Annotated in this window: 22 protein-coding genes; 1 reads left to right on the top strand and 21 read right to left on the bottom strand. The window is 70.0% G+C overall.

The features are described 5' to 3' along the window. The first annotated feature begins 152 nt into the window (after positions 1 to 152). Positions 153 to 1343, top strand: a complete 1191-nt coding sequence (locus tag IEY61_RS08275; protein WP_189042189.1) for an MFS transporter — start codon at positions 153 to 155, stop codon at positions 1341 to 1343. 80 nt (positions 1344 to 1423) lie between these two features. Here the strand turns inward: IEY61_RS08275 and IEY61_RS08270 are convergent, their stop codons facing one another. The 21 genes from IEY61_RS08270 to IEY61_RS08170 all read right to left on the bottom strand — a co-directional run bounded on the left by IEY61_RS08270 (position 1424) and on the right by IEY61_RS08170 (position 24834). Further along, positions 1424 to 2497: a polyprenyl synthetase family protein gene (locus tag IEY61_RS08270; RefSeq protein ID WP_189042187.1), complete on the bottom strand. Its 1074-nt coding sequence runs from the start codon at positions 2495 to 2497 to the stop codon at positions 1424 to 1426. 105 nt (positions 2498 to 2602) lie between these two features. Next, positions 2603 to 4153, bottom strand: coding sequence for an NADH-quinone oxidoreductase subunit NuoN (nuoN, locus tag IEY61_RS08265; RefSeq protein WP_189042185.1), 1551 nt, complete (start codon positions 4151 to 4153; stop codon positions 2603 to 2605). Continuing rightward, the gene (locus IEY61_RS08260) at positions 4150 to 5682 is read right to left on the bottom strand and encodes an NADH-quinone oxidoreductase subunit M (RefSeq protein ID WP_189042183.1); all 1533 of its coding nucleotides are present in this window, start codon (positions 5680 to 5682) and stop codon (positions 4150 to 4152) included. The genes nuoN and IEY61_RS08260 overlap by 4 nt, the downstream gene beginning before the upstream one ends. A 79-nt stretch (positions 5683 to 5761) precedes the next feature. Continuing rightward, positions 5762 to 7720, bottom strand: coding sequence for an NADH-quinone oxidoreductase subunit L (nuoL, locus tag IEY61_RS08255; protein ID WP_189042180.1), 1959 nt, complete (start codon positions 7718 to 7720; stop codon positions 5762 to 5764). A gap of 12 nt (positions 7721 to 7732) precedes the next feature. Beyond that, positions 7733 to 8050, bottom strand: a complete 318-nt coding sequence (nuoK, locus tag IEY61_RS08250; protein WP_189042178.1) for an NADH-quinone oxidoreductase subunit NuoK — start codon at positions 8048 to 8050, stop codon at positions 7733 to 7735. Beyond that, positions 8047 to 8817 (bottom strand): NADH-quinone oxidoreductase subunit J, encoded by a 771-nt coding sequence (locus tag IEY61_RS08245; RefSeq protein ID WP_189042176.1) that lies wholly within the window; start codon positions 8815 to 8817, stop codon positions 8047 to 8049. The genes nuoK and IEY61_RS08245 overlap by 4 nt, the downstream gene beginning before the upstream one ends. Next, complete coding sequence (gene nuoI, locus IEY61_RS08240) at positions 8814 to 9455, bottom strand: NADH-quinone oxidoreductase subunit NuoI (protein WP_189042174.1); 642 nt, start codon at positions 9453 to 9455, stop codon at positions 8814 to 8816. Before nuoI ends, IEY61_RS08245 begins: the two co-directional genes overlap by 4 nt. A gap of 1 nt (position 9456) precedes the next feature. Then, positions 9457 to 10800, bottom strand: a complete 1344-nt coding sequence (gene nuoH, locus IEY61_RS08235) for an NADH-quinone oxidoreductase subunit NuoH (RefSeq protein WP_189042172.1) — start codon at positions 10798 to 10800, stop codon at positions 9457 to 9459. Continuing rightward, entirely contained in the window at positions 10797 to 13292 is a 2496-nt protein-coding gene (locus IEY61_RS08230) for an NADH-quinone oxidoreductase subunit G (protein WP_189042170.1), read from the bottom strand. The genes nuoH and IEY61_RS08230 overlap by 4 nt, the downstream gene beginning before the upstream one ends. Then, positions 13292 to 14608: an NADH-quinone oxidoreductase subunit NuoF gene (nuoF, locus tag IEY61_RS08225; protein WP_189042168.1), complete on the bottom strand. Its 1317-nt coding sequence runs from the start codon at positions 14606 to 14608 to the stop codon at positions 13292 to 13294. The genes IEY61_RS08230 and nuoF overlap by 1 nt, the downstream gene beginning before the upstream one ends. Further along, complete coding sequence (gene nuoE, locus IEY61_RS08220) at positions 14605 to 15639, bottom strand: NADH-quinone oxidoreductase subunit NuoE (RefSeq protein ID WP_189042166.1); 1035 nt, start codon at positions 15637 to 15639, stop codon at positions 14605 to 14607. The genes nuoF and nuoE overlap by 4 nt, the downstream gene beginning before the upstream one ends. Then, the gene (locus tag IEY61_RS08215; protein ID WP_189042164.1) at positions 15636 to 16961 is read right to left on the bottom strand and encodes an NADH-quinone oxidoreductase subunit D; all 1326 of its coding nucleotides are present in this window, start codon (positions 16959 to 16961) and stop codon (positions 15636 to 15638) included. Before IEY61_RS08215 ends, nuoE begins: the two co-directional genes overlap by 4 nt. Next, positions 16958 to 17689 (bottom strand): NADH-quinone oxidoreductase subunit C, encoded by a 732-nt coding sequence (locus IEY61_RS08210; RefSeq protein WP_189042162.1) that lies wholly within the window; start codon positions 17687 to 17689, stop codon positions 16958 to 16960. The genes IEY61_RS08215 and IEY61_RS08210 overlap by 4 nt, the downstream gene beginning before the upstream one ends. After that, positions 17686 to 18363: a NuoB/complex I 20 kDa subunit family protein gene (locus tag IEY61_RS08205; RefSeq protein ID WP_119578786.1), complete on the bottom strand. Its 678-nt coding sequence runs from the start codon at positions 18361 to 18363 to the stop codon at positions 17686 to 17688. Before IEY61_RS08205 ends, IEY61_RS08210 begins: the two co-directional genes overlap by 4 nt. A 13-nt stretch (positions 18364 to 18376) precedes the next feature. After that, the gene (locus IEY61_RS08200; RefSeq protein WP_189042160.1) at positions 18377 to 18742 is read right to left on the bottom strand and encodes an NADH-quinone oxidoreductase subunit A; all 366 of its coding nucleotides are present in this window, start codon (positions 18740 to 18742) and stop codon (positions 18377 to 18379) included. Positions 18743 to 18838: 96 nt separating this feature from the next. After that, on the bottom strand, positions 18839 to 20113 hold the full coding sequence (locus IEY61_RS08195) for a geranylgeranyl reductase family protein (RefSeq protein ID WP_189042158.1): 1275 nt from the start codon (positions 20111 to 20113) through the stop codon (positions 18839 to 18841). A gap of 146 nt (positions 20114 to 20259) precedes the next feature. Beyond that, positions 20260 to 20469 carry a hypothetical protein gene (locus IEY61_RS08190; RefSeq protein ID WP_189042156.1) on the bottom strand — a complete coding sequence of 70 codons (210 nt, stop codon included), beginning with the start codon at positions 20467 to 20469 and terminating at the stop codon, positions 20260 to 20262. A gap of 57 nt (positions 20470 to 20526) precedes the next feature. Further along, positions 20527 to 21237, bottom strand: coding sequence for a demethylmenaquinone methyltransferase (locus IEY61_RS08185; RefSeq protein WP_189042154.1), 711 nt, complete (start codon positions 21235 to 21237; stop codon positions 20527 to 20529). A gap of 151 nt (positions 21238 to 21388) precedes the next feature. Next, positions 21389 to 22573: an LPXTG cell wall anchor domain-containing protein gene (locus IEY61_RS08180; protein WP_189042152.1), complete on the bottom strand. Its 1185-nt coding sequence runs from the start codon at positions 22571 to 22573 to the stop codon at positions 21389 to 21391. Between the two features lie 294 nt (positions 22574 to 22867). Continuing rightward, positions 22868 to 24058 carry a cyclic dehypoxanthinyl futalosine synthase gene (gene mqnC / locus IEY61_RS08175; RefSeq protein ID WP_189042150.1) on the bottom strand — a complete coding sequence of 397 codons (1191 nt, stop codon included), beginning with the start codon at positions 24056 to 24058 and terminating at the stop codon, positions 22868 to 22870. Positions 24059 to 24222: 164 nt separating this feature from the next. Then, on the bottom strand, positions 24223 to 24834 hold the full coding sequence (locus tag IEY61_RS08170) for a PIN domain-containing protein (protein WP_189042148.1): 612 nt from the start codon (positions 24832 to 24834) through the stop codon (positions 24223 to 24225). Positions 24835 to 24837 lie beyond the last annotated feature (3 nt).

Here is a 24837-nt window from a genome sequence, read left to right as displayed (position 1 = left end):
ACCACCTCCGCCACCGGGGACTTACACCATATGAAAAAGTGGCCGGTCGCGAAATGCCTGATCGGGTGACCATCCAAGATCATCGCGTACGCGAGGTGATTTCGGCCGCACTTTCCGTCGCCGAGATGTGGCTGGCATAGGTTGGCCCCACCATGCCCCACCCCGCCTCCATTCGCAGTCAGGAACCCGTCGCACATCCCGTCCGGACCAGCGCGGTCGCCGTCGCCGTCACCATCGCCTGCGTACTGCCGGTCTTCCTGGTCGGCGGCCTCGCCGTGCAGATGCGGGAGGAGTTGGGCTTCTCGCCCGCCGGGCTCGGGCTGGTCGTGGCGGCCTACTTCGGAGTCAGCGCGCTCGCCTCGGTCCCCTGCGGAGCCCTGGTCGAGCGCTGGGGCGGTGCGGTGGTGGCCCGCGCCGGCGTCCTGGTCTCGGCCGGCTGCCTGCTCGCCGTGGCGACCCTGGCCCGGTCCTACCCGATGCTGGTCGGCCTGCTGGCCGCCGCCGGCACCGCCAACGCGCTCGGTCAGCTCTCCAGCAACGCCCTGTTGGCCCGCCACGTGCCGGCGCGGCGGCAGGGCCTGTCGTTCGGCGTCAAGCAGGCCGCGATTCCCGTCTCCACGCTGCTGGCCGGCGCGGCGGTACCCGGCCTGGCGCTCACCGTCGGCTGGCGGTGGGCGTTCGTGGCCGCCGCTGGCGCCGCGCTGGCCGCGCTGCCCGCCGTACCGGCCCAGGGGCCGCTGCCCACCCGACGGCCGAGCGGCCGGGCCGGCAGCGCGACGCTGGGCCTGGTCGTGGTCGGCGTGGCCGCGACGTTGGCCGCGGGCGCGGCGAACGCGCTCGGCACCTTCGTGGTGGACGCCTCGGTCGACCGGGGGCTCGAACCGGCCCTCGCCGGGCTCACCCTGACCCTGGGCAGCGCGGTCTGCGTCGCCGCCCGGGTCGGTGCCGGTTGGCTGGCCGACCGCCGCGCCGGAGGGCAGGTGACGGTGATCGCCGGCATGCTGGTCGTCGGCGCCGTGGGGCTGGGCCTGCTCGCGCTGGCCGGCTCCGGGCCGCTGGTGGTCGGCGTACTGCTCGGCTTCGGTCTGGGCTGGTCGTGGCCGGGGCTGATGAACTTCGCGGTGGTCCGGCTGCATCCGCAGGCCCCGGCCGCCGCCACCTCGATCACCCAGACCGGCGTGTACGCGGGCGGCTGCCTCGGCCCCCTCACCCTGGGCCCCCTGGCCGCCACCTCCGGCTACCCCACGATGTGGCTCACCGCCGCGGCCACCATGCTGGCCGCCGCCACCCTGATGCTCACCGCCACCCGCCTCCTCCCCACCCCGCCCACCCCGCTCCATTGATCATGAGGTTGGCGGCAGTCAGGGAGATCGACATCGCCGCCAACCTCATGATCAACGCGGGATTGGCGGGATTGGCGGGATCAGTTGGTGCGGTCGGCGATGTGGTCGCAGAGGAATTCGAGAGCCTGGCGGGAGGGGGTGTCCGGCAGGGGTGCCAGGTGGGCGCGGGCGTCCTCGGCGTAGCTACGGACGGTTTCCCGGGCGCGCTTGAGCGCCGGGCTCTCGCGGAGCAGGCCGAGCGCCTCGGCGTGCAGGGCGTCGTCGGTCAGTGGGCCGGTGGCCAGGATCTCCCGCAGTCGCACGGACGCGGCGTCCGCGTCGTCCGACGCGAGGGCGTAGAGCACCGGGAGGGTCGGCACGCCCTCGCGCAGGTCGGTGCCGGGCGTCTTGCCGGACTCCGCCGACTCGCTGGCGATGTCGAGCAGGTCGTCGGAGAGCTGGAACGCCACCCCGATGGTCTCGCCGTAGCCGGCCAGCGCCGCCACGTGCTCCGGTGCAGCCCCGCTGAACAGGCCGCCGAAATGCGCACTGGTGGCGATCAGCGAGCCGGTCTTCTCCGCGATCACGTGCAGGTAGTGGGCCACCGGGTCGTCGCCGGGGCGCGGACCGACGGTCTCGGCGATCTGGCCGTGCACCAGCCGGGCGAAGGTGCGCGCCTGCCGGCGTACCGCCTCGGTGCCCAGCTCGGCGGAGACGTCCGCCGCCCGGGCGAAGAGGTAGTCGCCGACCAGGATGGCCACCGAGTTGGTCCACCTGGAGTTGGCGCTCGGCGCCCCCCGGCGCACCGAGGCCTCGTCCATCACGTCGTCGTGGTACAGCGTCGCGAGGTGGGTCAGCTCCACCACCACGGCGGCCGACACGACCTCCGCGCGGGTCGGATCGCCGAACTGGGCACCCAGCGCCACCAGCAGCGGCCGGAACCGCTTGCCGCCAGCCTCGACCAGATGCCGGGCCGCCTCGGTCACGAACGGATCGGCACTGGCGACGGTGTCCCGCAGCTCCGCCTCGACGGCCTTTAGCAGACCCCGCACGGATTCCTCGGTGCGGGCGTCGGCGAGACGAAGGCCGAGCGCGCTGAACTGCACCGCGCCGCCCCCGCCCCGGCGGCCGCCGGAACCGGTGGCACCTGCACGCTCGTCACCCCGAATCACCACGTCTCCACCATGCCACACGGGCTCTACCTGCACCGGACCGGGGAGGCGCGGCGAGGGCCGGCCCACAGGTGTGGGGCCGGCCCTCCCGGGGATCGGTTTTCGCAGCTACCGGACGAAGTCCGCGGCTCCGGTCGCCAGGTCGAGCAGCGGCCCCGGCACGACGCCGAGCACCAGGGTGGCGATCACCCCGATCACCAGTGCCGCCGAGGTCAGCCCGCCGGGCACGGTCACGGTCGGGGTCGCCTCGCCCGGCTCCGAGAGCCACATCATCACCACGACCCGCAGGTAGGGGAAGGCCAGCACCATGCTGGTCAGCACACCGGCGATCACCAGCCAGGCGTGCCCACCGTCCAGAGCAGGCGCGAACACCGCGAACTTGCTGATGAAGCCGCTGGTCAGCGGGATGCCCGCGAAGGCGAGCAGGATGAAGGTGAAGACCGAGGCGTAGAGCGGCGAGCGCCGACCGAGCCCGGCCCAGCGGGACAGGTGGGTGGCCTCCCCGTCGGCGTCGCGCACCAGGGTAACCACCGCGAACGCGGCCAGCACCGTGAAGCCGTACGCGACCAGGTAGAACATGGTGCCGGAGAGCCCCTCCGGGCCCGGCGCCAGCACACCGACCAGCAGGTACCCGGCGTTGGCGATGGAGGAGTACGCCAGCAGCCGCTTGATGTCGGTCTGGGTGACCGCGAGCACCGCGCCCACCACCATGGTGAGCACCGCCACCGCACCGAGCACCGGGGTGAAGTCCCAGCGGGCCCCCTCGAAGGCGACGTGGAACACCCGCAGCAGCGCACCGAAGGCGGCGACCTTGGTGCAGGCCGCCATGAAGCCGGTGATCGGGGTCGGCGCACCCTGGTAGACGTCCGGCACCCAGACGTGGAACGGCGCGGCAGCCGCCTTGAACAGCAGGCCGATCGCGACCAGCGCCATGCCAGCGAAGAGCAGCACCGGGCTCTGCGTCGAGTCGGCCACCGCCGCGTGGATGGTGGCGAAGTCGACCCCGGCCTGGCGGTCGCCCATGCCGGCGGTGAAGCCGTAGAGCAGCGCCAGCCCGAACAGGAAGAAGGCCGAGGCGTACGCGCCGAGCAGGAAGTACTTCATCGCCGCCTCCTGGCTCAGCAGCCGCCGGCGACGGGCCAGCGCGCAGAGCAGGTAGAGCGGCAGCGAGAAGACCTCGAGGGCGATGAACATGGTCAGCAGGTCGTTCGCCGACACGAAAATCAGCATGCCGCCGACGGCGAAGGTGACCAGCGGGTAGACCTCACCGGCGCCGCCGGCCCGCTCGGCCTGCCGCCGGTCGTCGGGCGAGTCCGCGGTGATGGCGGCCTGGGCGACGAACGCCCCGCCGCGCTCGATCGCCCGCTCACCGACCAGCAGCAGCGCCACCGCCGACAGCGCCAGGATCGCGCCCTGCAGGAACAGCGTCGGGCCGTCGATGGCGATCACACCAAAGGTGATCACCCGCTTGTCGGCGTTGACCACCACCATGGTCAGCGCGGCGAGCACCGCCAGCAGCGCCAGCGGCAGCTGGACCGGGTGCCGCAGCCGCCGGGGCACGAACGCCTCGACCAGCACTCCGAGCACCGCCGCGCCCATAATGATCAAAATGGGTGCGATTGCCGCATAGTCGATCGGCGGCAGTTCGAACTCGGTCATCGGCTCGCCTCCTGGACGGTGTCTACCGACGGGGCCGGGTCAGTGCGGCCGACGTCCTCCATGGTCGCCTGGACGGCAGGGTTGATCACGTCCGTCACCGGCTTCGGGTAGAAGCCGAGCAGCACGATCAGCGCGATCAGCGGGGCGACCACGACCTTCTCGCGCAGGTTGAGGTCCCGCTTCATGCCGTCGATCTCGGTCAGTGCCGGGTTCAGCGTTCCCTGGGTGGTGCGCTGCACCATCCACAGCACGTACGCCGCAGCCAGGATGATGCCCAGCGTGGCGATCACGGCGACCGGCTTGTTCACCGTGAACGTGCCGATCAGCACCAGGAACTCGGAGACGAACGGCGCGGTACCGGGCAGCGCCAGCGAGGCGAGACCGGCGAAGAGAAGCACCCCGGCCAGCAGCGGGACCAGCTTGCCGGCACCACCGAAGTCGCTGACCAGCGCCGATCCGCGGCGCGCGATCAGCATGCCCACCACCAGGAAGAGCAGGCCGGTGGCGAGCCCGTGGTTGAGCATGTAGAGCACCGCGCCGGTGCCGGCCTGGGTGGTGAAGGCGAAGATGCCCACGCCGATGAAGCCGAAGTGGGCGATCGACGTGTACGACACCAGTCGCTTCAGGTCGTTCTGGCCGACCGCCAGCAGCGCGGCGTAGATGATGCCGACCAGCGCCAACGCCAGCGCCCAGGGCGCGAACCACTGGGCCGCGTCCGGGAAGAGCGGCAGGCAGTAGCGGATGATGCCGAAGGTGCCGACCTTGTCCAGCACGCCGACCAGCAGCGCGGCGGCACCCGCCGGCGCCGCGCCACCGGCGTCCGGCAGCCAGGTGTGGAACGGGAAGAACGGCGCCTTGATCGCGAAGGCGATGAAGAACCCGAGGAAGAGCCAGCGCTCCGCACCGGTGGAGATGTCCACTTCCGACAGCGCCACCCAGTCGAAGGTCTTGCCACCGACCACCCAGAGGCCGATCACCGCGGCCAGCATGAACAGGCCGCCGACCAGGGAGTAGAGGAAGAACTTGACCGCCGCGTACTGCCGCTGGTGGCCGCCGTAGCTGCCGATGAGGAAGTACATCGGCACCAGCATGACCTCGAAGAACACGTAGAACAGGAAGACGTCGGCGGCGGCGAAGACGCCGAGCATCGTGCATTCGAGGACGAGCAGCAGTGCGAAGTAGGCCGGCACCGAGCGCTTCGAGGACTCGGCGTCGTGCCAGGAGGCCAGGATCACCAGCGGCACCAGCACCGCGATCAGCATCAGCATGACCAGCGCGATGCCATCGGCGGCGAAGGTGAAGTTGACGCCCCAGTTCGGAATCCACGGGTACGACTCGCGGAACTGGAAGCGCTTGCCGTCAACCTGCCAGGTCACCCACATGACCACCGACAGCGCCAGCACCAGCAGCGACCAGCCGAGCGCGACCTGCTTGGCCAGGGTCGGCCGGCTGCGCGGCATGAGGGCGACCACCACTGCGCCGACCAGCGGCGCCGCGGTGAGCACCGAGAGGAACGGGAAGTCGGACATTATGCGGCCTTACCTCCGTCGTCGAAGCGCGGTCCGTCGAGAACGGCCGCCTGAGAGGCCGACAGCCTCCTGAGGTCGATCACGTCAACCACCCCGCCTGTACGGCCAGGAACGCGGCCATCACCAGCAGCGCGCCGGTCAGGATCGAGGTGGCGTACGACCGGACGAAACCGGTCTGCAACCGCCGGAGCCGACCCGAGCCACCGCCGACCCCGGCGGCGAGCCCGTTGACCAGCCCGTCGATGCCCCGGTTGTCCAGGTAGACCAGCGCCCGGGTGAGGAAGATGCCCGGCTTCTCGAAGACCGCCTCGTTGACCGTGTCGGTGTAGAGGTTCTTGCGGGCGGCGGTGACCAGCACCCCGGCCGGCTGCGGCGCGGTCGCCGTGCCGTTGCGGAACAGGAACCAGCCGAGCGCCACACCGAGCACCGTGACCCCCAGCGACAATCCGACGATCACCCCGTGCGGCAGCACCGACTCGGGGTGCGCCTCGGTGGCCGCGAGGCCACCGGTGGCGGTCAGCCAGTCGGGAACCGAGGTGGCCAGCAGCCAGCCGGCGCCCAGCGAGCCGAGGCCGAGCAGGATCAGCGGGACGGTCATCAGCGGCGGGGACTCGTGCGGGTGCTCGATGTCCGTGGTCCAGCGCTTCGGCCCGTGGAAGGTGAGCACGAACAGTCGGGTCATGTAGAACGCGGTCAGCGCGGCACCGAGCACCGCCGCGCCGCCGAACAGCCAGGCGGTCCAGTCCTCCCGCTGGAAGGCGGCGGCGATGATCGGTTCCTTGGACCAGTAGCCGGAGAACGGGATCATGCCGATGATGGCCAGCCAGCCGGCGCCGAAGGTCAGCCAGGTGATCTTCATGTACTTCGACAGGCCGCCGAAGCGGCGGATGTCCACCTGGTCGGACATGCCGTGCATCACCGAGCCGGCGCCGAGGAACATGTTGGCCTTGAAGAAGCCGTGCGCCAGCAGGTGCACGATGGCCAGCCCGTACGCCGCACCGCCCAGGCCGACGCCGAGGAACATGTAGCCGATCTGGCTCACCGTCGACCAGGCCAGCACCCGCTTGATGTCGTCCTTGGCGCAGCCGATGATCGCGCCGAGCAGCAGGGTCAGCGCGCCGACGCTGACCACCACCAGTTGCAGCGTGCTGTTGGCCGAGAAGACCGGGTTGGAGCGGGCGATCAGGTAGACGCCGGCGGTGACCATCGTCGCGGCGTGGATCAGCGCCGACACCGGGGTCGGGCCCTCCATCGCGTCCGGCAGCCACGCCTGCAGCGGGAACTGACCGGACTTGCCGGCCGCGCCGAGCAGCAGCAGCAGGCCGAGCACCAGCACGGTGCCGCCGGCCAGCGCGCCGACGTTGTTGAACACCTCGTCGTACTGGGTGGTGCCCAGGGTGGCGAACATGATGAAGATGGCGATCGCCAGGCCGGCGTCGCCGACCCGGTTCATCAGGAACGCCTTCTTGCCGGCGGTGGCCGCGGCCGGCCTGGTGTACCAGAAGGAAATCAGCAGGTACGACGCCAGACCGACGCCCTCCCAGCCGAAGTACAGCATCACGTAGTTGTTGCCGAGAACCAGCAACAGCATGGCCGCGATGAACAGGTTGAAGTACGCGAAGAACCGCCGCCGGCCCGTGTCGGTGGCCATGTACTCGACCGCGTACAGGTGGATCAGGAAGCCCACGCCGGTGATCAGCAGAACGAAGACCCCGGCCAGCGGGTCGAACAGCAGGCCGAAGTCGACGTGCAGGCCGCCGACCACGATGAAGTCCCAGAGGCTCAGCTGGACCGACTTGTTCTCCAGGCCACGCAGGCCGAGGAAGGAGGCCAGGCCGAGCAGGAACGCGGCACCCACCGCCGCCACGCCGAGCCAGTGCCCCCAACGGTCGGCCCGCCGACCGAGCAGCAGCAGCACCACCGCGCTGACCAGCGGGATCGCCACCAGCAGCCAGACGCTGCTCAGCAGGCCGTCGGCCGTCGCGTACGAGACCGTCTCGGCCGGAGCAGCCTGGGCGTACGTCAAGATTTCGTCCACCGGTGGGCCCCTCTAATACTTCAACAGGTTGGCGTCGTCGACGCTGGCGGAGCGCCGGGAGCGGAAGATCGCCATGATGATGGCCAGCCCGACCACGACCTCGGCCGCCGCCACCACCATCACGAAGAACGCCATGATCTGGCCGTTGAGGTCACCGTTCATCCGGCTGAACGTGACCAGCGCCAGGTTGGCCGCGTTGAGCATCAGCTCGACGCACATGAACAGCACGATCGCGTTGCGCCGCACGAGCACCCCGGCGGCGCCGATGGTGAACAGCACCACGGCGAGGACCAGGTAGTAGTTCGGCTCGACCGAGAAGAAGTCGCTCACTTTTCCGTGCCCTTCAGCGAGGACTCCTCGGCGGTCAACTCCCGCAGCGGAAGGATGTCCGGCGTGCTCAGGTCGCTCAGCCGCCCGTCTGGCAGCCGGGCCGGGGTGGCGACCGACGAGGAGGTGGCGAAGACACCCGGGCCGGGCTTGGGGCCGGGGTAGTTGCCGGGCGCGAAGCGGGCCTTCATGGTGGCCACCTGGTCGCGCTTGTCCTCCTTGCGCCGCTCGACGTGCGCCAGGATCATGCCGCCGATGGTGGCGGTGATCAGCAGCGCCGCGGTGAGTTCGAACGCGAAAAGGTAGTCGGTGAAGAGCAGCCGGGCGATGCCCTGCACGTTCCCGCCCGCGTTGGCCTGCTCCAGACCGGCCGGCGGGGCGCCCTGGGTGGCCCGGTGGATCCCGCTGCCGAGCAGGGCGGCGAAGCCGATCCCCAGGCCGATCGCGGCGATGCGCTGGCCGCGCAACACCTCGATCAATGAATCCGAGGCGTCCCGGCCCACCAGCATCAGCACGAACAGAAAGAGCATCATGATCGCGCCGGTGTAGACGATGATCTGCACCATGCCGATGAACGGCCCCGCCTGGAGCACGTAGAACACGCCCAGGCTGAGCATGGTCAGCACCAGCCAGAGCGCCGAGTGTATGGCGTTGCGGGCGGCGACCATGCCGATCGCGCCGGCCAGCGCGAGCGGGGCGAGGATCCAGAAGGTCACCGCCTCGCCGCCGGAGACCGCCCCCGCGGCGGCGAGCACCGTCGACGTGGTCATGCCGTCTCTCCCTTTTCCGCCGCGGCCCGCTGGGCGGCCTGCTCGGCACCGGGGAAGGTGACGCCAGGGTGCTCGTCCACCTGGTAGCGGCCCGGCCCCATCGGCGAGCGCTCGGCCCCGGCCGAGGTGCCCGGGTTGGTCAGACTGTCGACGTAGTAGTCCTTCTCGCTGTCGCCCAGGCGCATCGGGTGCGGCGGCTGTTCCATTCCCTGCAGCAGCGGCGCCAGCAACTGCTCCTTCGTGAAGATCAGGTCCTGCCGGTTGTCCCGGGCCAGCTCGTACTCGTTGCTCATGGTCAACGAGCGGGTGGGGCAGGCCTCGATGCAGAGCCCGCAGAAGATGCACCGGGCGTAGTTGATCTGGTAGACGCTGGCGTACCGCTCACCCGGCGAGAACCGCTGCTCGTCGGTGTTGTCGCCACCCTCGACGTAGATCGCGTCCGCCGGGCACGCCCAGGCGCACAGCTCGCAGCCGATGCACTTCTCCAGCCCGTCCGGGTACCGGTTGAGGATGTGCCGCCCGTGGTAACGGGGTGCCGGCGTCGGCGGCTTGAACGGGTAGTCGGTGGTGACGACCTTCCTGAACATGTGCGAGAAGGTGACCCCGAAGCCCTTGAACGTTCCGGTGATCGCGCCCACGTCACACCTCCTCAGAGTCCTGGCCGGCGGGAACGTTGGCCGGCTCCCGCTCGGCGACCATGCGCCGGGTGCGCGGGCTCGGTGGTACCTGGAGATCCAGCGGAGGCAGCGGGAAGCTGCCCGGCGGCCGGTTCTCGACCTGCTCGGCGAGGGTCGGCTGCGGCTGCGGCTTACGGCTCGGCCAGAACATCGCGGCGAGCAGCAGGATGCCGGCCGGGATGCCGATGGCGTACAGACGGCTCTTCGTCTCCCAGTCGTCGACGGTGCGCAGCCAGGCCAGCACCACGACCCAGACCAGGCTGATCGGGATCAGCACCTTCCAGCCGAGGCGCATGAGCTGGTCGTACCGCAGCCGGGGCAGCGTGCCGCGCAGCCAGACGAAGACGAAGACCAGCAGGACGACCTTGCCGAAGAACCAGAGCAGCGGCCACCAGCCGGAGTTGGCGCCCGACCACAGGTTCAGCGGCCACGGCGCGTGCCAGCCGCCCAGGAAGAGCGTCACGGTGAAGGCCGACATGGTCACCATCGCGACGTACTCGCTGAGCATGATCAGCGCGAACTTCAGCGAGCTGTACTCCGTCATGAAGCCGGCCACCAGCTCCGACTCCGCCTCCGGCAGGTCGAACGGCGGTCGGTTGGTCTCGCCGACGATGGAGATGAAGAAGATGACGAAGCTCGGGAAGAGCAGCAGCGCATACCAGCCCGGCAACTGGAACTCGCTGCCGAACAGGGTCAGCTGGGGTCCGTTGCTCTGAGCGGCCACGATCTCGCTGGTCGACATCGTGCCCGAGAGCATGAACACCGCCACGATGGACAGCCCCAGCGCCACCTCGTACGAGATCAGCTGAGCCGTGGAGCGCAGCCCACCCAGCAGCGGGTAGGTCGAACCGGAGGCCCAGCCGGCGAGCACGATGCCGTACACCGCCATCGACGAGAGAGCGAGCACCACCAGCACCGCCACCGGCACGTCGGTGACCTGCAGCGGCGTCTGGTGACCGAAGATGCTCACCATCGGGCCGAAGGGGATCACCGACAACGCGGTGACCGCACAGATCACCGAGATGGCCGGGGCGAAGAAGTAGATGACCTTGTCCGCCGCCTTCGGGAGGATGTCCTCCTTGAAGGCCATCTTCAGGCCGTCGGCGAGCGTCTGCAGCAGACCGAACGGACCGAGCTGGTTGGGGCCGGGCCGCACCTGCATGAAGCCGACGACCCGTCGCTCGAACCAGACACCGAGCAGCGTGCCGAGCAGGGCGACGACGAAGGCGAAGACAATCTTGCCGAGGACCAGCCACCACGGATCGTGGCCGAAGTCGGTCAACGATGGCGCCTGCGCAAGGTTCATGCGACACCCCCGGAGGAGTTGAGGAGCGGGCCGGGCTGACCGGCCGCGTCGGCAGCGACCGGTGCGGTCGTGGCGGGTACGGAGATCCGCACCACCGCACCGGAGGTCGCACCCAGGCTGCGGCGCACGGTCGAGCCGGGCGAGTTGGTGGGCAACCAGACCACACCGTCCGGCATCTCGGTGATCGCGGCCGGCAGGGTGAGTGCCCCTCGGTCGGTGCCCACCGTCACCGGGTCGCCGTCGGCGAGACCGAGCGCCTCGGCGGTGCCCTTGCCCAGCCGGACCACCGGCGGGCGGGCGGTGCCGCCCAGGTGCTCGTCACCGTCGGTGAGGCTGCCCAGGTCGATCAGCTGGTGCCAGGTCGCCAGGATCGCCTCGCCGGTGCCGAGCTGCCGGAGGGTGCCCGGCTCGACGGTGGGGGCGCTCGGGCGATCCGTCCGGGTCGCCGGCAGACCGCCCAGCTCGCGCCGGACGCTCAGCACGTCCCCGGTGCCCAGCCGCACGTCCAGCTGGGCGGCGAGCGCGTCGAGCACCCGGCCATCGGTCATCGCGGCCGTTTCCAGCACCGCGTCGAACGGGCGCAGCCGGCCTTCCCAGTCCAGGAAGCTGCCGGCCTTCTCGACCACCGGCGCCACCGGCAGCACGACGTCCGCCCGGCGGGTCACGGCGCTGGCCCGCAGCTCCAGGCTGACCAGGAACGGCACCGCGTCCAGGGCCTGCTCGGCCAGGCGCGGGTCGGCCAGGTCGGCCGGGTCGACCCCGGCCACCACCAGGGCACCGAGCTGGCCCGCGGCGGCGGCGGCAAGGATGCCGTCGGTGTCCCGGCCGGCCTGGCTCGGGATCACCCCGGCCGGGATGTCCCACGCCTCGCCCAGCTCGGCGCGGGCGGCCGGCTCGGTGACCAGTCGCCCACCGGGCAGCAGGTTCGGCAGGCAGCCGGCGTCGACGGCACCACGGTCACCCGCGCGCCGCGGCACCCAGGCCAGCTTCGCGCCGGTCCGGGCGGCCACCTCGGCGGCGGCGGAGAGGCCGCCGGGCACGGTGGCCAGCCGCTCGCCGACGATCAGGATCGCGCCCTCGGTGCTGAGCGCCTCGGCGACCGTCGCGTGCTCGGCGAGCACGCCGGCCTCCTCGCCCGGCACCACCCGGGCCAGCTTGGCGCCGAGCTTCTCCAGGCCGCGGGTGGCGAACGGCGCGATCGCGTACACCTTCAGCTGGTTCTTCAGGTACGCCTTGCGCAGCCGGAGGAAGAGGATCGGGCACTCCTCCTCGGGCTCCAGGCCGACCAGCACCACGGCCGGGGCGTTCTCGACGTCGGTGTAGGTGACGTCGGTGCGGCCGGCGACCGTGCTGGCCAGGAAGTCGGCCTCCTCGCGGGAGACCGGGCGGGCCCGGAAGTCGATGTCGTTGGTGTTCAGGGCGATCCGGGCGAACTTGGCGTACGCGTACGCGTCCTCGACGGTCAGCCGGCCGCCGGTGAGCACCGCGGTGCCCTCGGCGCCGTCCCGGGCGGCGCGCAGCCCCTCGGCGGCGACGCTGAACGCCTCGCTCCAGGATGCCTCGCGCAGCTCACCGGTGTGCTTGTCGCGGACCAGCGGGGTGGTGAGCCGGTCGGCGGCGCGGGCGTACTGGAAGGCCCAGCGGCCCTTGTCGCAGTTCCACTCCTCGTTGACCTGCGGGTCGTCGCCGGCCAGCCGGCGCAGCACCTTGCCCCGCCGCCAGTCGGTGCGCTGGGCGCAGCCGGCCGAGCAGTGTTCGCACACGCTCGGGCTGGAGACCAGGTCGAACGGGCGGGCGCGGAACCGGTACTGGGTGCCGGTCAGCGCACCGACCGGGCAGATCTGCACGGTGTTGCCGGAGAAGTACGAGTTGAACGGGACGTCCCCCTCGTCGCCCTCCGCGCCGTACGCCTCGTCCCGGTAGATGTTGATCTCCTCGGCCGACGAGCGGTTCATCAGGTCGATGAACTTGTCGCCCGCGATCTCCTCGGAGAACCGGGTGCAGCGCTGGCAGAGCACGCACCGCTCGCGGTCGAGCAGCACCTGGGTGCTGATCGGCAGCGGCTTCGGGTACTCCCGCTTGTGCTCGTGGAACCGGGAGTCGGTGCGCCCGGTCGACATGGCCTGGTTCTGCAGCGGGCACTCGCCGCCCTTGTCGCACATCGGGCAGTCGAGCGGGTGGTTGAGCAGCAGCAGCTCCATGACCCCCTCCTGCGCCTTCTTGGCGACCGGGGAGGTGAGCTGGGTACGGACCACCATGCCCTCGGCGACCGTCTGGGTGCAGGAGGCGACGGGCTTGCGCTGCCCCTCCACCTCCACCAGGCACTGCCGGCAGGCCCCGGCCGGGGCCAGCAGCGGGTGGTCGCAGAACCGGGGGATCTCGGTGCCCATCTGCTCGGCGACGCGGATCAGCAGCGCCCCCTTGGGGGCCGTGACCTCGACACCGTCGATGGTGAGCGTGACCGTCTCGGTCGACTTGGCAACGTCCGTCATCAGTGGGCTCCCACCAGCTGCTTGTCGGACAACCTCGGCGCGGTCCGGCCCTCGATGTAGTCGAGGTAGTCCTGCTTGAAGTACTTCAGCGACGAGGTCACCGAGCTGGTGGCACCGTCGCCCAGGCCGCAGAACGAGCGACCGAGGATGTTGTCGCAGGTGTCGAGCAGGGTGTCCAGGTCCTCGTGGGTGCCCTGGCCGGCGAGGATGCGCCGGTAGACCCGGACCATCCAGTAGTTGCCTTCCCGGCACGGGGTGCACTTGCCGCACGACTCGTGGTGGTAGAACTCCAGCCACCGGTAGGTCGCGTAGACCGGGCAGTCCTGGTCGGAGAAGATCTGGGTCGCGGTGGTGCCGAGGATCGAGCCGGCGGCCGCGACGCCCTCGAAGTCCAGCGGCACGTCCAGGTGCTCGGCGGTGAGCAACGGGGTCGACGAGCCGCCCGGGGTCCAGAACTTCAGGTTGTGGCCCGGCTGCATGCCACCGGCCAGCTCGATCAGCTCACGAAGCGTGATGCCGAGCCCGCACTCGTACTGACCGGGGTTGGCGATCCGACCCGAGAGGGAGTAGATCATCGACCCGGCGGACTTCTCCGTGCCCATGGACTTCCACCAGTCCGCACCACCGAGCACGATGTGCGGCACGCTGGCGATGGTGCCGACGTTGTTGACCACGGTGGGGCTGGCGTACAGGCCGTGCGTCGCCGGGAACGGCGGGCGCAGCCGGGGCTGCCCCCGGAAGCCCTCCAGCGAGTCGAGCAGCGCCGTCTCCTCGCCGCAGATGTACGCCCCGGCGCCCGAGTGCACCACCAGTTCCAGGTCGAAGCCCGTGCCGAGGATGTTCCGCCCGAGGTAGCCCTTGGCGTACGCCTCGTTCACCGCGTTGCGCAGCCGCCGCGCGGCGTGCACCGCCTCGCCCCGGATGTAGATGTAGGCCCGATTGGCCCGGATCGCGTACGACGCGATGATCGCGCCCTCGACCAGCGAGTGCGGGTCGTGCGTCATGAGCGGCAGGTCCTTGCAGGTGCCCGGCTCGCCCTCGTCGGCGTTGACCACGAGATAATGCGGCTTGCCGTCGCCCTGCGGGATGAAGCCCCACTTGAGGCCGGTCGGGAAGCCGGCGCCACCGCGGCCGCGCAGCCCGGAGTCCTTGACCAGTTGGATCAGGTCGTCCGGGTGCGCCTTGAGCGCCTTGCGCAGCGCCGCGTAGCCGTCCAGCTTCTCGTAGGTGCCGATCCGCCAGGCATCGGGCGACAGCCAGCGCTTGGTGAGCACCGGCGTCAGCTTGGCCAGGGTCTCCGGCCGAGGCGTGGTCACTGCTGGCCCCCCTTGTCGTTGGCGGAGCCGGTGGTGGTCGACTCCGCTTCCCTGAGGTTGCGCTCCTGCGCCTCGGCGTCGTCGCCGGCAGGCTTGGCGTCACCGGACGGTACGTTGGCCGCCGCCCCGGCGGCCTCCGCCGCCTGCGCGTCGCGGGGCGCCGGCGGCGTCCCGTCGGCCGGGATCTTGGTGCCGGGGGCATCCGGCACGGCGGTCTTCGCGTCCGGCTGCCGGGTCTCGGCCGTACGCACCTGCGGTGACTTGCGGTCCGGGGCCGCCACGTCGGGTGCGGTGCTGCCGGTCGGCGCGGCCTTCGCCGGGGTGGCCGGGGCCGGCTTGTCGCCGGCCTGGCCGCTGCGGATCGGGGCGTTCGGGTCGAAGCCCGGCGCCGAGATGCCGTGCTGCTGGGCCAGCCGCAGGCCGCGCAGGCTCGGCTCGCCCGGTACGCCGTCGGCGACCGCGCCCTCGCGCTCGTCGGCGAAGCCGGCGAGCTGGATGGACATCTCCTTGAGCGTGCAGAGGCGGGCACCCCGGCTCGGGCTGGGCCGGCCACCGGCACGCAGCTCGTCGACCAGGCCCACCGCGGTCTGCGGGTCGACGCCGTCGAAGAAGTCGTAGTTGACGGTCATCACCGGGCCGTAGTCACAGGCCGCCAGACACTCGGCGTGCTCCAGCGTGATCTGCCCGTCGGCGGTGGTCTCGTCGTGCCCGACCCCCAGGTGCTCGGCGAGCGCCTCGTAGACCTGCTGGCCGCCGAGCACGTCGCACATCGTGTTGGTGCAGACGCTGACCAGCCAGTCGCCGGTGGGCCGGCGCTTGTACATGGTGTAGAAGCTGGCCACCGCGCCGACCTGGGCCTTGTTCAGGCCGAGCACCTCGGCGCAGAACGTCACGCCGGCCGGGGAGACGTAACCCTCCTCGGACTGCACGAGGTGCAGCAGGGGCAGCAGCGCCGAGCGGGACCGGTCCGCCGGGTAGCGGGCGATGATCTCCCGCGCCCGGGCCCTCGTCTCGTCCGTGAAAACAGTCACCGGTCACAACCTCCCATTACCGGGTCCAGCGAGGCGCCGCCGGCGATCACGTCGGCGATCAGGCCGCCCTCGGCCATCGCCGGCAGGGCCTGGAGGTTGACGAAGCTCGGCTCCCGGTAGTGCACCCGGTACGGCCGGGTGCCGCCGTCGGAGACCGCGTGCACGCCCAGCTCGCCGCGGGGCGACTCGATGCCGACGTACACCTGGCCCGGCGGCACCCGGAAGCCCTCCGTCACCAGCTTGAAGTGGTGGATCAGGGACTCCATCGACTGCCCCATGATCTTGGCGACGTGCTCCAGCGAGTTGCCCATGCCGTCGACGCCGATGGCCAGCTGCGCCGGCCAGGCGATCTTCTTGTCGGCCACCATCACCGGACCCGGCTTGAGCCGGTCCAATGCCTGCTCGACGATCTTGAGCGACTCGCGCATCTCGGCCATCCGGACCAGGTAGCGGCCCCAGACGTCGCCGTCAGCGTGCGTCGGCACGTCGAACTCGTAGCCCTCGTAGCCGCAGTACGGCATCGTCTTGCGCAGGTCCCAGGCCAGGCCCGCCGAGCGCAGCACCGGCCCGGTGACGCCGAGCGCCAGGCAGCCGGTCACGTCGAGCACCGCGACGTTCTTCGTCCGCTCCAGCCAGATCGGCTGGCCGGAGAGCAGGTCCTCGTACTCCTTGAGCCGCTTCGGCATCAGCTTGAGGAACTCGCGGATCTTGACGATCGCCTCGTCCGGCACGTCCTGGGCGACCCCACCCGGCCGGACGTACGCGTGGTTCATCCGCAGGCCGGTGATCAGCTCGAAGATCTCCAGGATGTACTCGCGATCCCGGAAGCCGTAGAGCATGATCGAGATGGCACCCAGCTCCATGCCGGTGGTGGCCACCCAGACCAGGTGCGAGGAGATCCGGTTCAGCTCCATCATGAGCACCCGGATGGTGTTGGCCCGCTCGGTCACGTCGTCGGTGATGCCGAGCAGCTTCTCCACCGCCAGCGAGTACGCCGTCTCGTTGAAGATCGGGGAGAGGTAGTCCATCCGGGTCACGAAGGTCGAACCCTGAACCCAGTTGCGGTACTCGAGGTTCTTCTCGATGCCGGTGTGCAGGTAGCCGATGACCGAGCGGACGTCCCGGACCGTCTCGCCCTCAAGCTCCAGGACCAGCCGCAGCACCCCGTGCGTGGACGGGTGCTGCGGGCCCATGTTGACGACGATCCGACCCTCGTTGATCGGGTCGACGCCCGAGACCACGTCGTCCCAGTCCCCGCCGGTGACGGTGAAGACACGGCCCTCGGTGGTTTCGCGCTCGGTGGCGTAGTTGGACGTGGTCATTGGTAAGACCTCCGCTTGTCGGGCGGCGGGATCTCGGCGCCCTTGTACTCCACGGGCACGCCGCCGAGGGGGTAGTCCTTGCGCTGAGGGTGACCCTCCCAGTCGTCCGGCATGAGGATGCGGGTCAGCGCCGGGTGGCCGTCGAAGACGACGCCGAACATGTCGTACGCCTCCCGCTCCTGCCAGTCGGCGGTCGGGTAGACGGAGGTGACGCTGGGCACGTGCGGATCCTCGGCGGTGACGGCGACCTCCAACCGCACCCGCCGCCGGTAGGTCATCGAGGTGAGCTGGTAGACGACGTGCAGCCGACGGTCGTCCGCGCCCAGGTAGTCCACTCCGGACACCGAGGAGCAGAGCTCGAACCGCAGCGCCGCGTCGTCCCGCATCACCTGGCAGACCTCGGCGATCCGCTCGGGGCGGATGTGCAGGGTCAGCTCGTCGCGGTCGACCACCACGTGCTCGATGGCCTCGCCGAAGGCCGGGTACGCCTCCTCCAGCGCGTCGCGGACCTCGTCGAAGTAGCCGCCGTACGGCCGGGGCGAGTCCTCGATCGGCTGGCGCTGGCGGACCAGGCCGCCGAAGCCCGAGGTGTCACCGGTGCCCTGGTTGCCGAACATGCCCCGGCCGGCCGGGCTGGCCGGCGGAAACCCGGCGGGCGCGCCGCTGGTGGCTCCGGCCGGCGTCACCGGAACCGGGACGTTACCCGAGGTCGGCTTGGAGTCAGTCACTTGATCCCCCGGTACGGCTGGAGGTGGTTCTGGGCCTTCATCCAGTTCTCGATGCGCAGCTGCTCCTCGCGCCCCTCGCGGACGGCCTTCGTCCACTCGGCGCGGCGGGCCTTGTCGCTGCGGTACGACGACGGCATCGAGCCGTACGGCACTACCGGGACGTCACCACGCGCCTCGCGGGCGGCCAGCATCTTGCGGCCGTTCGGCCCGAGCGGCTCGTGGCCGATCTTCTCGCGCAGCTTGAGGATCGCGTCGATGAGCATCTCCGGCCGGGGCGGGCAGCCGGGGAGGTACATGTCGACCGGCACGACGTGGTCGACGCCCTGCACGATGGCGTAGTTGTTGAACATGCCACCGCTGCTGGCGCAGACACCCATGGAGAGCACCCAGCGGGGCTCGGCCATCTGGTCGTAGATCTGCCGCAGCACCGGGGCCATCTTCTGGCTCACCCGGCCGGCGACGATCATCAGGTCGGCCTGCCGGGGCGAGGCCCGGAAGACCTCCATGCCCCACCGGCCCATGTCGTAGTGCGGGCCACCGGCGGCCATCATCTCGATCGCGCAGCAGGCCAGGCCGAACGTGGCGCCCCAGACCGACGACTTGCGCGACCAGTTGACCAGCTTCTCCACCGAGGTCAGCAGAACGCCGGCGGGAAGTTTCTCCTCGATACCCATCTGCGTTCCTCTCTCAGTCCCAGTCCAGGCCGCCGCGCCGCCACTCGTAGGCGTACGCGACGAAGACCGCACCGATGAACACCGACATGGCCACGAATCCGAACACCGGTAGGGCGTTGAAGGAGACCGCCCACGGGTACAGGAAGATCATTTCCACGTCGAAGACGATGAAGAGCATCGCTGTCAGGTAGAACTTGACCGGGATCCGGGTTCCGCCGATCGGCTGCGGGCTAGGTTCGATCCCACACTCGTAGGCTTCGAGCTTGGCCCTGTTGTAGCGACGGGGTCCGGTGAACCGGGCGGCGGCTATCGAGAACAGCGCGAAGGCCGCGGCGAGGGCGAACAGCCCGATGATGGGTACGTAAGGCGAGAGCGACATCTTCTTCTCCTGCTCGTCCTTCCCTGCCCTCGTTCTTGGCGAAATTCACACTATTCACATCCCACCCGGCGGCCGTCGGCGGGGTCGACCTTGCGCCTAGACCGCCGGCGCCACCCGGGTCATCGCGTTGATCACCCGGTCCATCGCGTCACCGCCACGGGGGTCGGTGAGGTTGGCCAGCAGCTTCAGCACGAAGCGCATCAGCATCGGGTGGGGCATGCCGTGCTTCGTCGCCACGCGCATGATCTCCGGCCGGCCGATCAGCTTCACGAAGATCCCGCCCAGTCGGTAGTAGCCGCCGAACCGGGTCTTCAGCTCCTGCGGGTACGCCAGCAGCGCCCGCTCCCGCTCGGCACCGGCCGGTCGGGCCAGCGCCTGCACCGCGACCTCCGCGGCCAGTTCGCCGGATTCCATCGCGTACGCGATGCCCTCGCCGTTGAACGGGTTGACCATCCCGCCGGAGTCGCCGACCAGCATCACGCCACGGGTGTAGTGCGGCACCCGGTTGAAGCCCATCGGCAGCGCCGCGCCGAGGATCGACCCCTCGGCGTTCGCCTCGTCGGCCATCCCCCACTCCGGCGGGGTGTTGGCCAACCAGTCGGTCAGCAGCCGCCGGTAGTTGGTCTTCCCGAAGGCCGACGACGAGTTCAGGATGCCGAGCCCGACGTTGACCCGGCCGTCACCGAGACCGAAGATCCAGCCGTACCCGGGCAGCAGTTCACCGCTGCCCTTGGCCCGCAGCTCCAGCCAGGACTCCAGGTAGTCGTCGTCGTGCCGGACCTCGGAACGGTAGTAGCGCCGAACCGCCACGCCGATCGGCCGGTCCTCCCGCTTGGCCAGTCCGAGGGCGAGCGGGAGGCGGCCGGAGACGCCGTCGGCGGCGACCACCAGCGGCGCGTGGAAGGTGGCGGGGACCTTGTCCCGGCCCTCCTCGGCCTGCACCCCGATCACCCGGCCGTCGCCGTCGAGCACCGGGCCGGTGACGTTGACGCTGGTACGCAGAGTCGCGCCCGCGCTCACGGCCTGCCGCGCGAGCAGGTCGTCGAAGTCCATCCGGCTGCGCACCAGACCGTAATTCGGGAAGCTCGCCAGATCCGGCCAGTCCAGCTCCAGCCGGACGCCGCCGCCGATCACCCGCAGGCCACGATTGTGCAGCCAGCCCGCCTCGGGCGAGGTGTCCACACCCATCCGGATCAGCTGCCGCACCGCACGTGGGGTCAGCCCGTCACCGCAGACCTTCTCCCGGGGGAACTCGGTCTTCTCCAGCAGCAGCACGCGTACGCCGTGTTGCGCCAGGTGGTACGCGGTCGCCGAGCCACCGGGACCGGCGCCCACGACGATCACGTCGGCGTCGTTCTCCACCGCGGTCATCCGCGCCTCCTCCCCGCATGCTCGTGAAATGCTTCACAAGCCAGCCGGGATGAGTCTATGACCAGCGCCTTACGCTCGCCTTGTTAGGGCAGCCTAACCGGCGACGGGCGCGCAGAATCCACGGGGCGGGTCGGGGTCGCGCCTCCTCAGGAACGGCTGGGGCCGACCGCGTCGAGACCGGCGCGGATGGTCTCCGGAAGGTGTTCCCGCAGCGTGCCGCCCGCCGCGCGGTCCAGGGCCGCGAGCACCTCGGAGACCACCTGGCGCACGTCGGCAGGATCCACGCCGGCCAATTCCCGGAGCTGATCCACCAACTCGGCGGCATCGCCGGTCGCCACGTCCCTCGGATCCGTCATGCCGGCCAGCCTACGCCGCCAAATTGGTCAGATCAGCACATTAACGCAAGAATCGGATTATTCCCGTGTCCCGCGATGCAGGGCCACCACGCCACCGGTCAGGTTGCGCCACGCCACCCGGCGCCAACCGGCCGCGCCCACCCGCTCCGCCAGGGCGGGCTGATCCGGCCAGGCCCGGATCGACTCGGCAAGGTAGACGTACGCGTCGGGGTTGCTGGAGACGGCCCGCGCCACAGACGGCAGGGACCGCATCAGGTACGACAGATAGACGGTGCGGAAGGCGGGATTGACCGGGGTGCTGAACTCGCAGACCACCAGACGGCCACCCGGCCGGGTGACCCGGGCCAGCTCGCGCAGTGCCGCGTCGGTGTCGTTGACGTTGCGCAGCGCGAAGGAGATGGTCACCGCGTCGAAGCTGGCGTCGGCGAAGGGCAGCCGCAGGGCGTCCCCGGCCAGCAACGGCACGTGTGGCCGGGTCCGCTTGCCGGCGTACAGCATGCCGAGCGACAGGTCGGCGCCGACCGCGTACGCCCCGGAGTGGGAAAGCTCCTCGGTGGAGACACCGGTGCCCGCGCCCACGTCGAGCACCCGATCACCGGGACGCAGTTCGAGCGCGGCCCGGGTGGCCCGCCGCCAGAACCGGTCCTGTCCGAAGGAGAGGACGGTGTTGGTCAGGTCGTAGCGGGCTGCGACGCCGTCGAACATCGCGGCGACCTCGTGCGGCTGCTTGTCCAGGCTGGCGCGCTGGCCCTCGGGGGTACGGCTCACTCCTCCACTCTGCCAGCCCGACCGCCGACCGCGCTCGCCCAGGGTGGGCGGTGCCCACCCACGACACAGTGCGGGCGGGATGGCTGACCCATCCCGCCCGCGCTGCCTTGCGTTATGTGAACGGCCCGTGCGGGCCGATAGAGGACGAACCTCAGTCGTTGGTCTTCTCGTCGGTCGGGGCGACCACGACCACCCGGCGACGGCGGGCGACCAGGAACATCGCCACGCCGGCGAGCACCACGCCCACGCCGACCGCACCGATCAGGCCGGCCTGCACGCCGGTGACCGGCAGGCCGCCACCGCCACCGCCACCGTCGCTCGGGGCGGAGACAATCACCGCGAAGTCGTCGACGTTGTCGGACGGGTCGACGTCGGCGTACTCCGTGTCGTCGATGCTGCGCACCTCAGCCCGGTCGGAGGCGGGCTTCTTGGCCTGCGCGCTGATCCGCGCGCCGGCCGGAAGGACACCCAGCGCCTCGGCCTTCAGCGATCCGCCCTTCAGCGCTGTGGGGGCGTCAACGCCCTCGTCCACCACAACGGGAAGGTCGTAGAACAGCGCCATGTTCGGCTCGAGCACGAGATCCTTCTCATCGCACACAGCAGTGCGCTTGTCGGCGCTGTAGGCGCAGAGCTCGACCGGGAAGGCGAAGGTGGCCCCCTTCGGCAGCTGGAAGGTCAACTTGACCCCCCGAGCGGTCACGTCGCCCCAGTTGAACGTTGCGCTGAAGAGCAGGGCGGTGTCGCCCGACCGCAGCGGGCCCTCCTCGCCGGTATCGAAGTCGAAGCGGGTCTTCACGTCGGGAACGAACACACCCAGGTCGACGCCGCTCTCCGGGGTCAGCTCGATGTCGACCTCGATGCTGTTGTTGCTCTCGTCGGTGTCGCCTTCCGACTCGATGCTGATCGTCACCGGGGCGCTGTACGGCTCGGTGGCACCCTTGGCGAGATTGCCGATGATCAGCGGTACCTCGACCGTCTCGCCCGGCCCGGGGATCTCCTCGTCGCTGAGGGAGCAGAGGAACGACTCGGGCGGAGGGCCGCCGTTGATGCCGCACGCACCCAAGGTGAACGGCTCGATTTCGAGCCTGCTCGCGTCCACCTTGGACAGGTCGACCAGGACGTCCACCTGGCTCGGGGTACCCTTCCCCTGATTAGCGATCTTGATCCAGGCGAGCTTGCCCTCGACGCCGGAGGTGATCCGGGTGCCGGCCGTGGTGACCGCCAGGTCGGTCTCGGTGCCAGCGGCGTGGGCCGGCGCGCCCAGGGCGGTGAAGGCGCCCGAGGCGAGCAGCGCGGCCGCGGCCATGCTGACAGCGCGGCGGTTACGGAAGATCATGGAATGGTCCCCCCGTGGGGTGAATGGAACGTACGGGCGGGGACGTTAGCGGCCCACGATCACCCCGCGCCACCCCGATTCACAACCGTTACAAGCTGCTCGGCTAATGGCCACTTAAGGATTGTCCGATTGACGGGCCTTGTTGCCCTGCCGCGCCTGTCGGCGCGTCGGGCCGGCCCGACGCTTCGAGCCGGATGGATGATTCGCCCAGCCGTTCGGCTGACCACAGCAGGATTCACACCGCTGACGCGATGCCATGTCAGCGATGACGATCAGTAATCTGGCGCGTACTGGTCAGCTCGCCTCGACCAGCGGCAGTGACCGGGCGGCCCCGCCGCCGGGCAGCGCGATCGAGGAGAAGTGCGAGACCACTCGGTCGTCGGTCGGATCGTCAGCGGGCGTGTGATGCACGGCCAGTCTGTTGTAGAGGGTGTCCCGCTGGGCCGGGATCCGGTCTGCGGAACGGATCATCCCGATCAGCTCGTGCAGGTTCGACCGGTGCCGGGCGCCGGCCGAGGAGATGACGTTCTCCTCCAACATGATCGAACCGAGGTCGTCGACCCCCATGTGCAGGGCCAACTGGCCCACGTCCTTGCCGGTGGTCAGCCAGGACGCCTGCAGGTGCGGCACCGTCTCGAAGAACAGCCGGGCCACCGCCACCAGGCGCAGGTATTCCAGGGTGGTCGCCTGGGTCCGACCCTTGAGATGGTTGTTCTCCGGCTGGTACGTCCACGGGATGAAGGCCCGGAAGCCCCGCGTACGGTCCTGCACGTCGCGGATCATCCGCAGGTGCTCAATGCGCTCGGCGGCGGTCTCGCCGGTGCCCATCATCATCGTCGCGGTCGATTCGAGGCCCTGCCGGTGCGCCAGCTCCATGACCTCCAGCCAGCGCTCGCCCGACTCCTTCAGCGGCGCGATCGCCTTGCGGGGGCGATCCGGCAGCATCTCGGCGCCGGCGCCGGCGATCGAGTCCAGCCCGGCGGCCTTGATCCGGGCGATGGCCTCGTCCAGGCTCACCCCGGACACCTTGGCCATGTGCAGGATCTCGCTCGGCCCGATCGAGTGGATGGCCAGCTGCGGGTACGCCTGCTTGACCGAGGAGAACAACTCCTCGTAGTACTCCACGCCGTAGTCCGGGTGGTGGCCACCCTGAAGCATGACCTGGGTGGCACCCAGCTCGACCGCCTCGCCGCACCGGCGCAGGATCTCCTCGGTGGGGTGGGTCCACCCCTCCTTGTGCTTCGGCGCCCGGTAGAACGCGCAGAACTTGCACGCCGTCACGCAGACGTTGGTGTAGTTGATGTTGCGGTCGATCAGGTACGTGACGATGTTGTCCGGGTAGCGACGACGCCGTACCGCATCAGCCGCCTCGCCGAGGGCGTGGAAGGGCGCCTCGGTGTAGAGCAGCAGCGCCTCCTCGGGCGTGATCCGCCCACCGTCCGCGCCACGCTGCAGGATGTCCTCGATCTCCCGGCTCTCCGTCACGCCCCGAGCCTACGCCGGGAATCTGTGCACGGCCCCGGCCCACCCACCGGTCGTTGTGCCGCCCACACACCACCGCTCGTGCGACAGAGAACGCCCGCGAACAGTCGCGGCCCACCGGCGCACCTGCTGCTGGGCGACGGCCCCGGTTCCCGGGAGCCGGATGGTCACCAAATTCGGAAACGTTCGTCGGTCCTGAGCAGGAATGCGAATCTTCCAGCCCCCGCCTTGTCCAGGCTGTCCGTGCTGAAGTCCGCAGCATCCTCTTCGCGCAGCTTTTTCCGGTGCTGCCAGTACATGATCTGGGACAGGAAGCGCCGCCGAACAAGCTCTGGGTAACGGTCGGCGATCATGCAGAAAAAGGCGTCGACATGCTGCACATCGATGCCAGCGTCGACCTGGTCCAGACATCTCTGGAAGTCGCTGATGTCACCGTCGCGGGTGATGAGGATGTCAACTCCACCACCATGTGCGGCGGCTAGGACATGGTGGTCATTTGGATCTTTGGGACAAGGCACGGATTGGGGGTCCCAGTTGGCGACCTTGGCGTCAGGGAAATTCTCGTCCATCAAGCCACGCCAGCGCTCGATCTGCTGCTCGGGTGCGCCGGGGTGATTGCGGCGTAGATGGTAGAAGGTCTCAGCCAGTACGGCCTCGCTCCACCGAAGCTCATAGGCGGTGTGGTGGCTGTCGAGAGCCGCCAATACCAACCAATCACGCAGGCAACGCGAGTAGAGGACGTTCGCATCCACGAATGCGGTAAGCGGCACCGGCAGCACGCG

Origin of the sequence: Micromonospora sonchi (genome assembly GCF_014646235.1) — a bacterium.
GTDB lineage: Bacteria > Actinomycetota > Actinomycetes > Mycobacteriales > Micromonosporaceae > Micromonospora > Micromonospora sonchi.
Note: the sequence above shows the minus strand (reverse complement) of the source record. Positions and strands in the feature narration are given on the sequence as shown.

What these genes read in the sequence shown, in the direction of transcription:
- IEY61_RS08180 (WP_189042152.1), bottom strand. Translation starts at nt 22,573, where the DNA reads ATGATCTTCCGTAACCGCCGCGCTGTCAGCATGGCCGCGGCCGCGCTG.
- nuoN (WP_189042185.1), bottom strand. Translation starts at nt 4,153, where the DNA reads ATGACCGAGTTCGAACTGCCGCCGATCGACTATGCGGCAATCGCACCC.
- IEY61_RS08230 (WP_189042170.1), bottom strand. Translation starts at nt 13,292, where the DNA reads ATGACGGACGTTGCCAAGTCGACCGAGACGGTCACGCTCACCATCGAC.
- IEY61_RS08205 (WP_119578786.1), bottom strand. Translation starts at nt 18,363, where the DNA reads ATGGGTATCGAGGAGAAACTTCCCGCCGGCGTTCTGCTGACCTCGGTG.
- IEY61_RS08275 (WP_189042189.1), top strand. Translation starts at nt 153, where the DNA reads ATGCCCCACCCCGCCTCCATTCGCAGTCAGGAACCCGTCGCACATCCC.
- IEY61_RS08190 (WP_189042156.1), bottom strand. Translation starts at nt 20,469, where the DNA reads ATGACGGATCCGAGGGACGTGGCGACCGGCGATGCCGCCGAGTTGGTG.
- IEY61_RS08245 (WP_189042176.1), bottom strand. Translation starts at nt 8,817, where the DNA reads ATGACCACGTCGACGGTGCTCGCCGCCGCGGGGGCGGTCTCCGGCGGC.
- IEY61_RS08200 (WP_189042160.1), bottom strand. Translation starts at nt 18,742, where the DNA reads ATGTCGCTCTCGCCTTACGTACCCATCATCGGGCTGTTCGCCCTCGCC.
- IEY61_RS08260 (WP_189042183.1), bottom strand. Translation starts at nt 5,682, where the DNA reads ATGTCCGACTTCCCGTTCCTCTCGGTGCTCACCGCGGCGCCGCTGGTC.
- IEY61_RS08215 (WP_189042164.1), bottom strand. Translation starts at nt 16,961, where the DNA reads ATGACCACGTCCAACTACGCCACCGAGCGCGAAACCACCGAGGGCCGT.
- IEY61_RS08195 (WP_189042158.1), bottom strand. Translation starts at nt 20,113, where the DNA reads ATGACCGCGGTGGAGAACGACGCCGACGTGATCGTCGTGGGCGCCGGT.
- nuoH (WP_189042172.1), bottom strand. Translation starts at nt 10,800, where the DNA reads ATGAACCTTGCGCAGGCGCCATCGTTGACCGACTTCGGCCACGATCCG.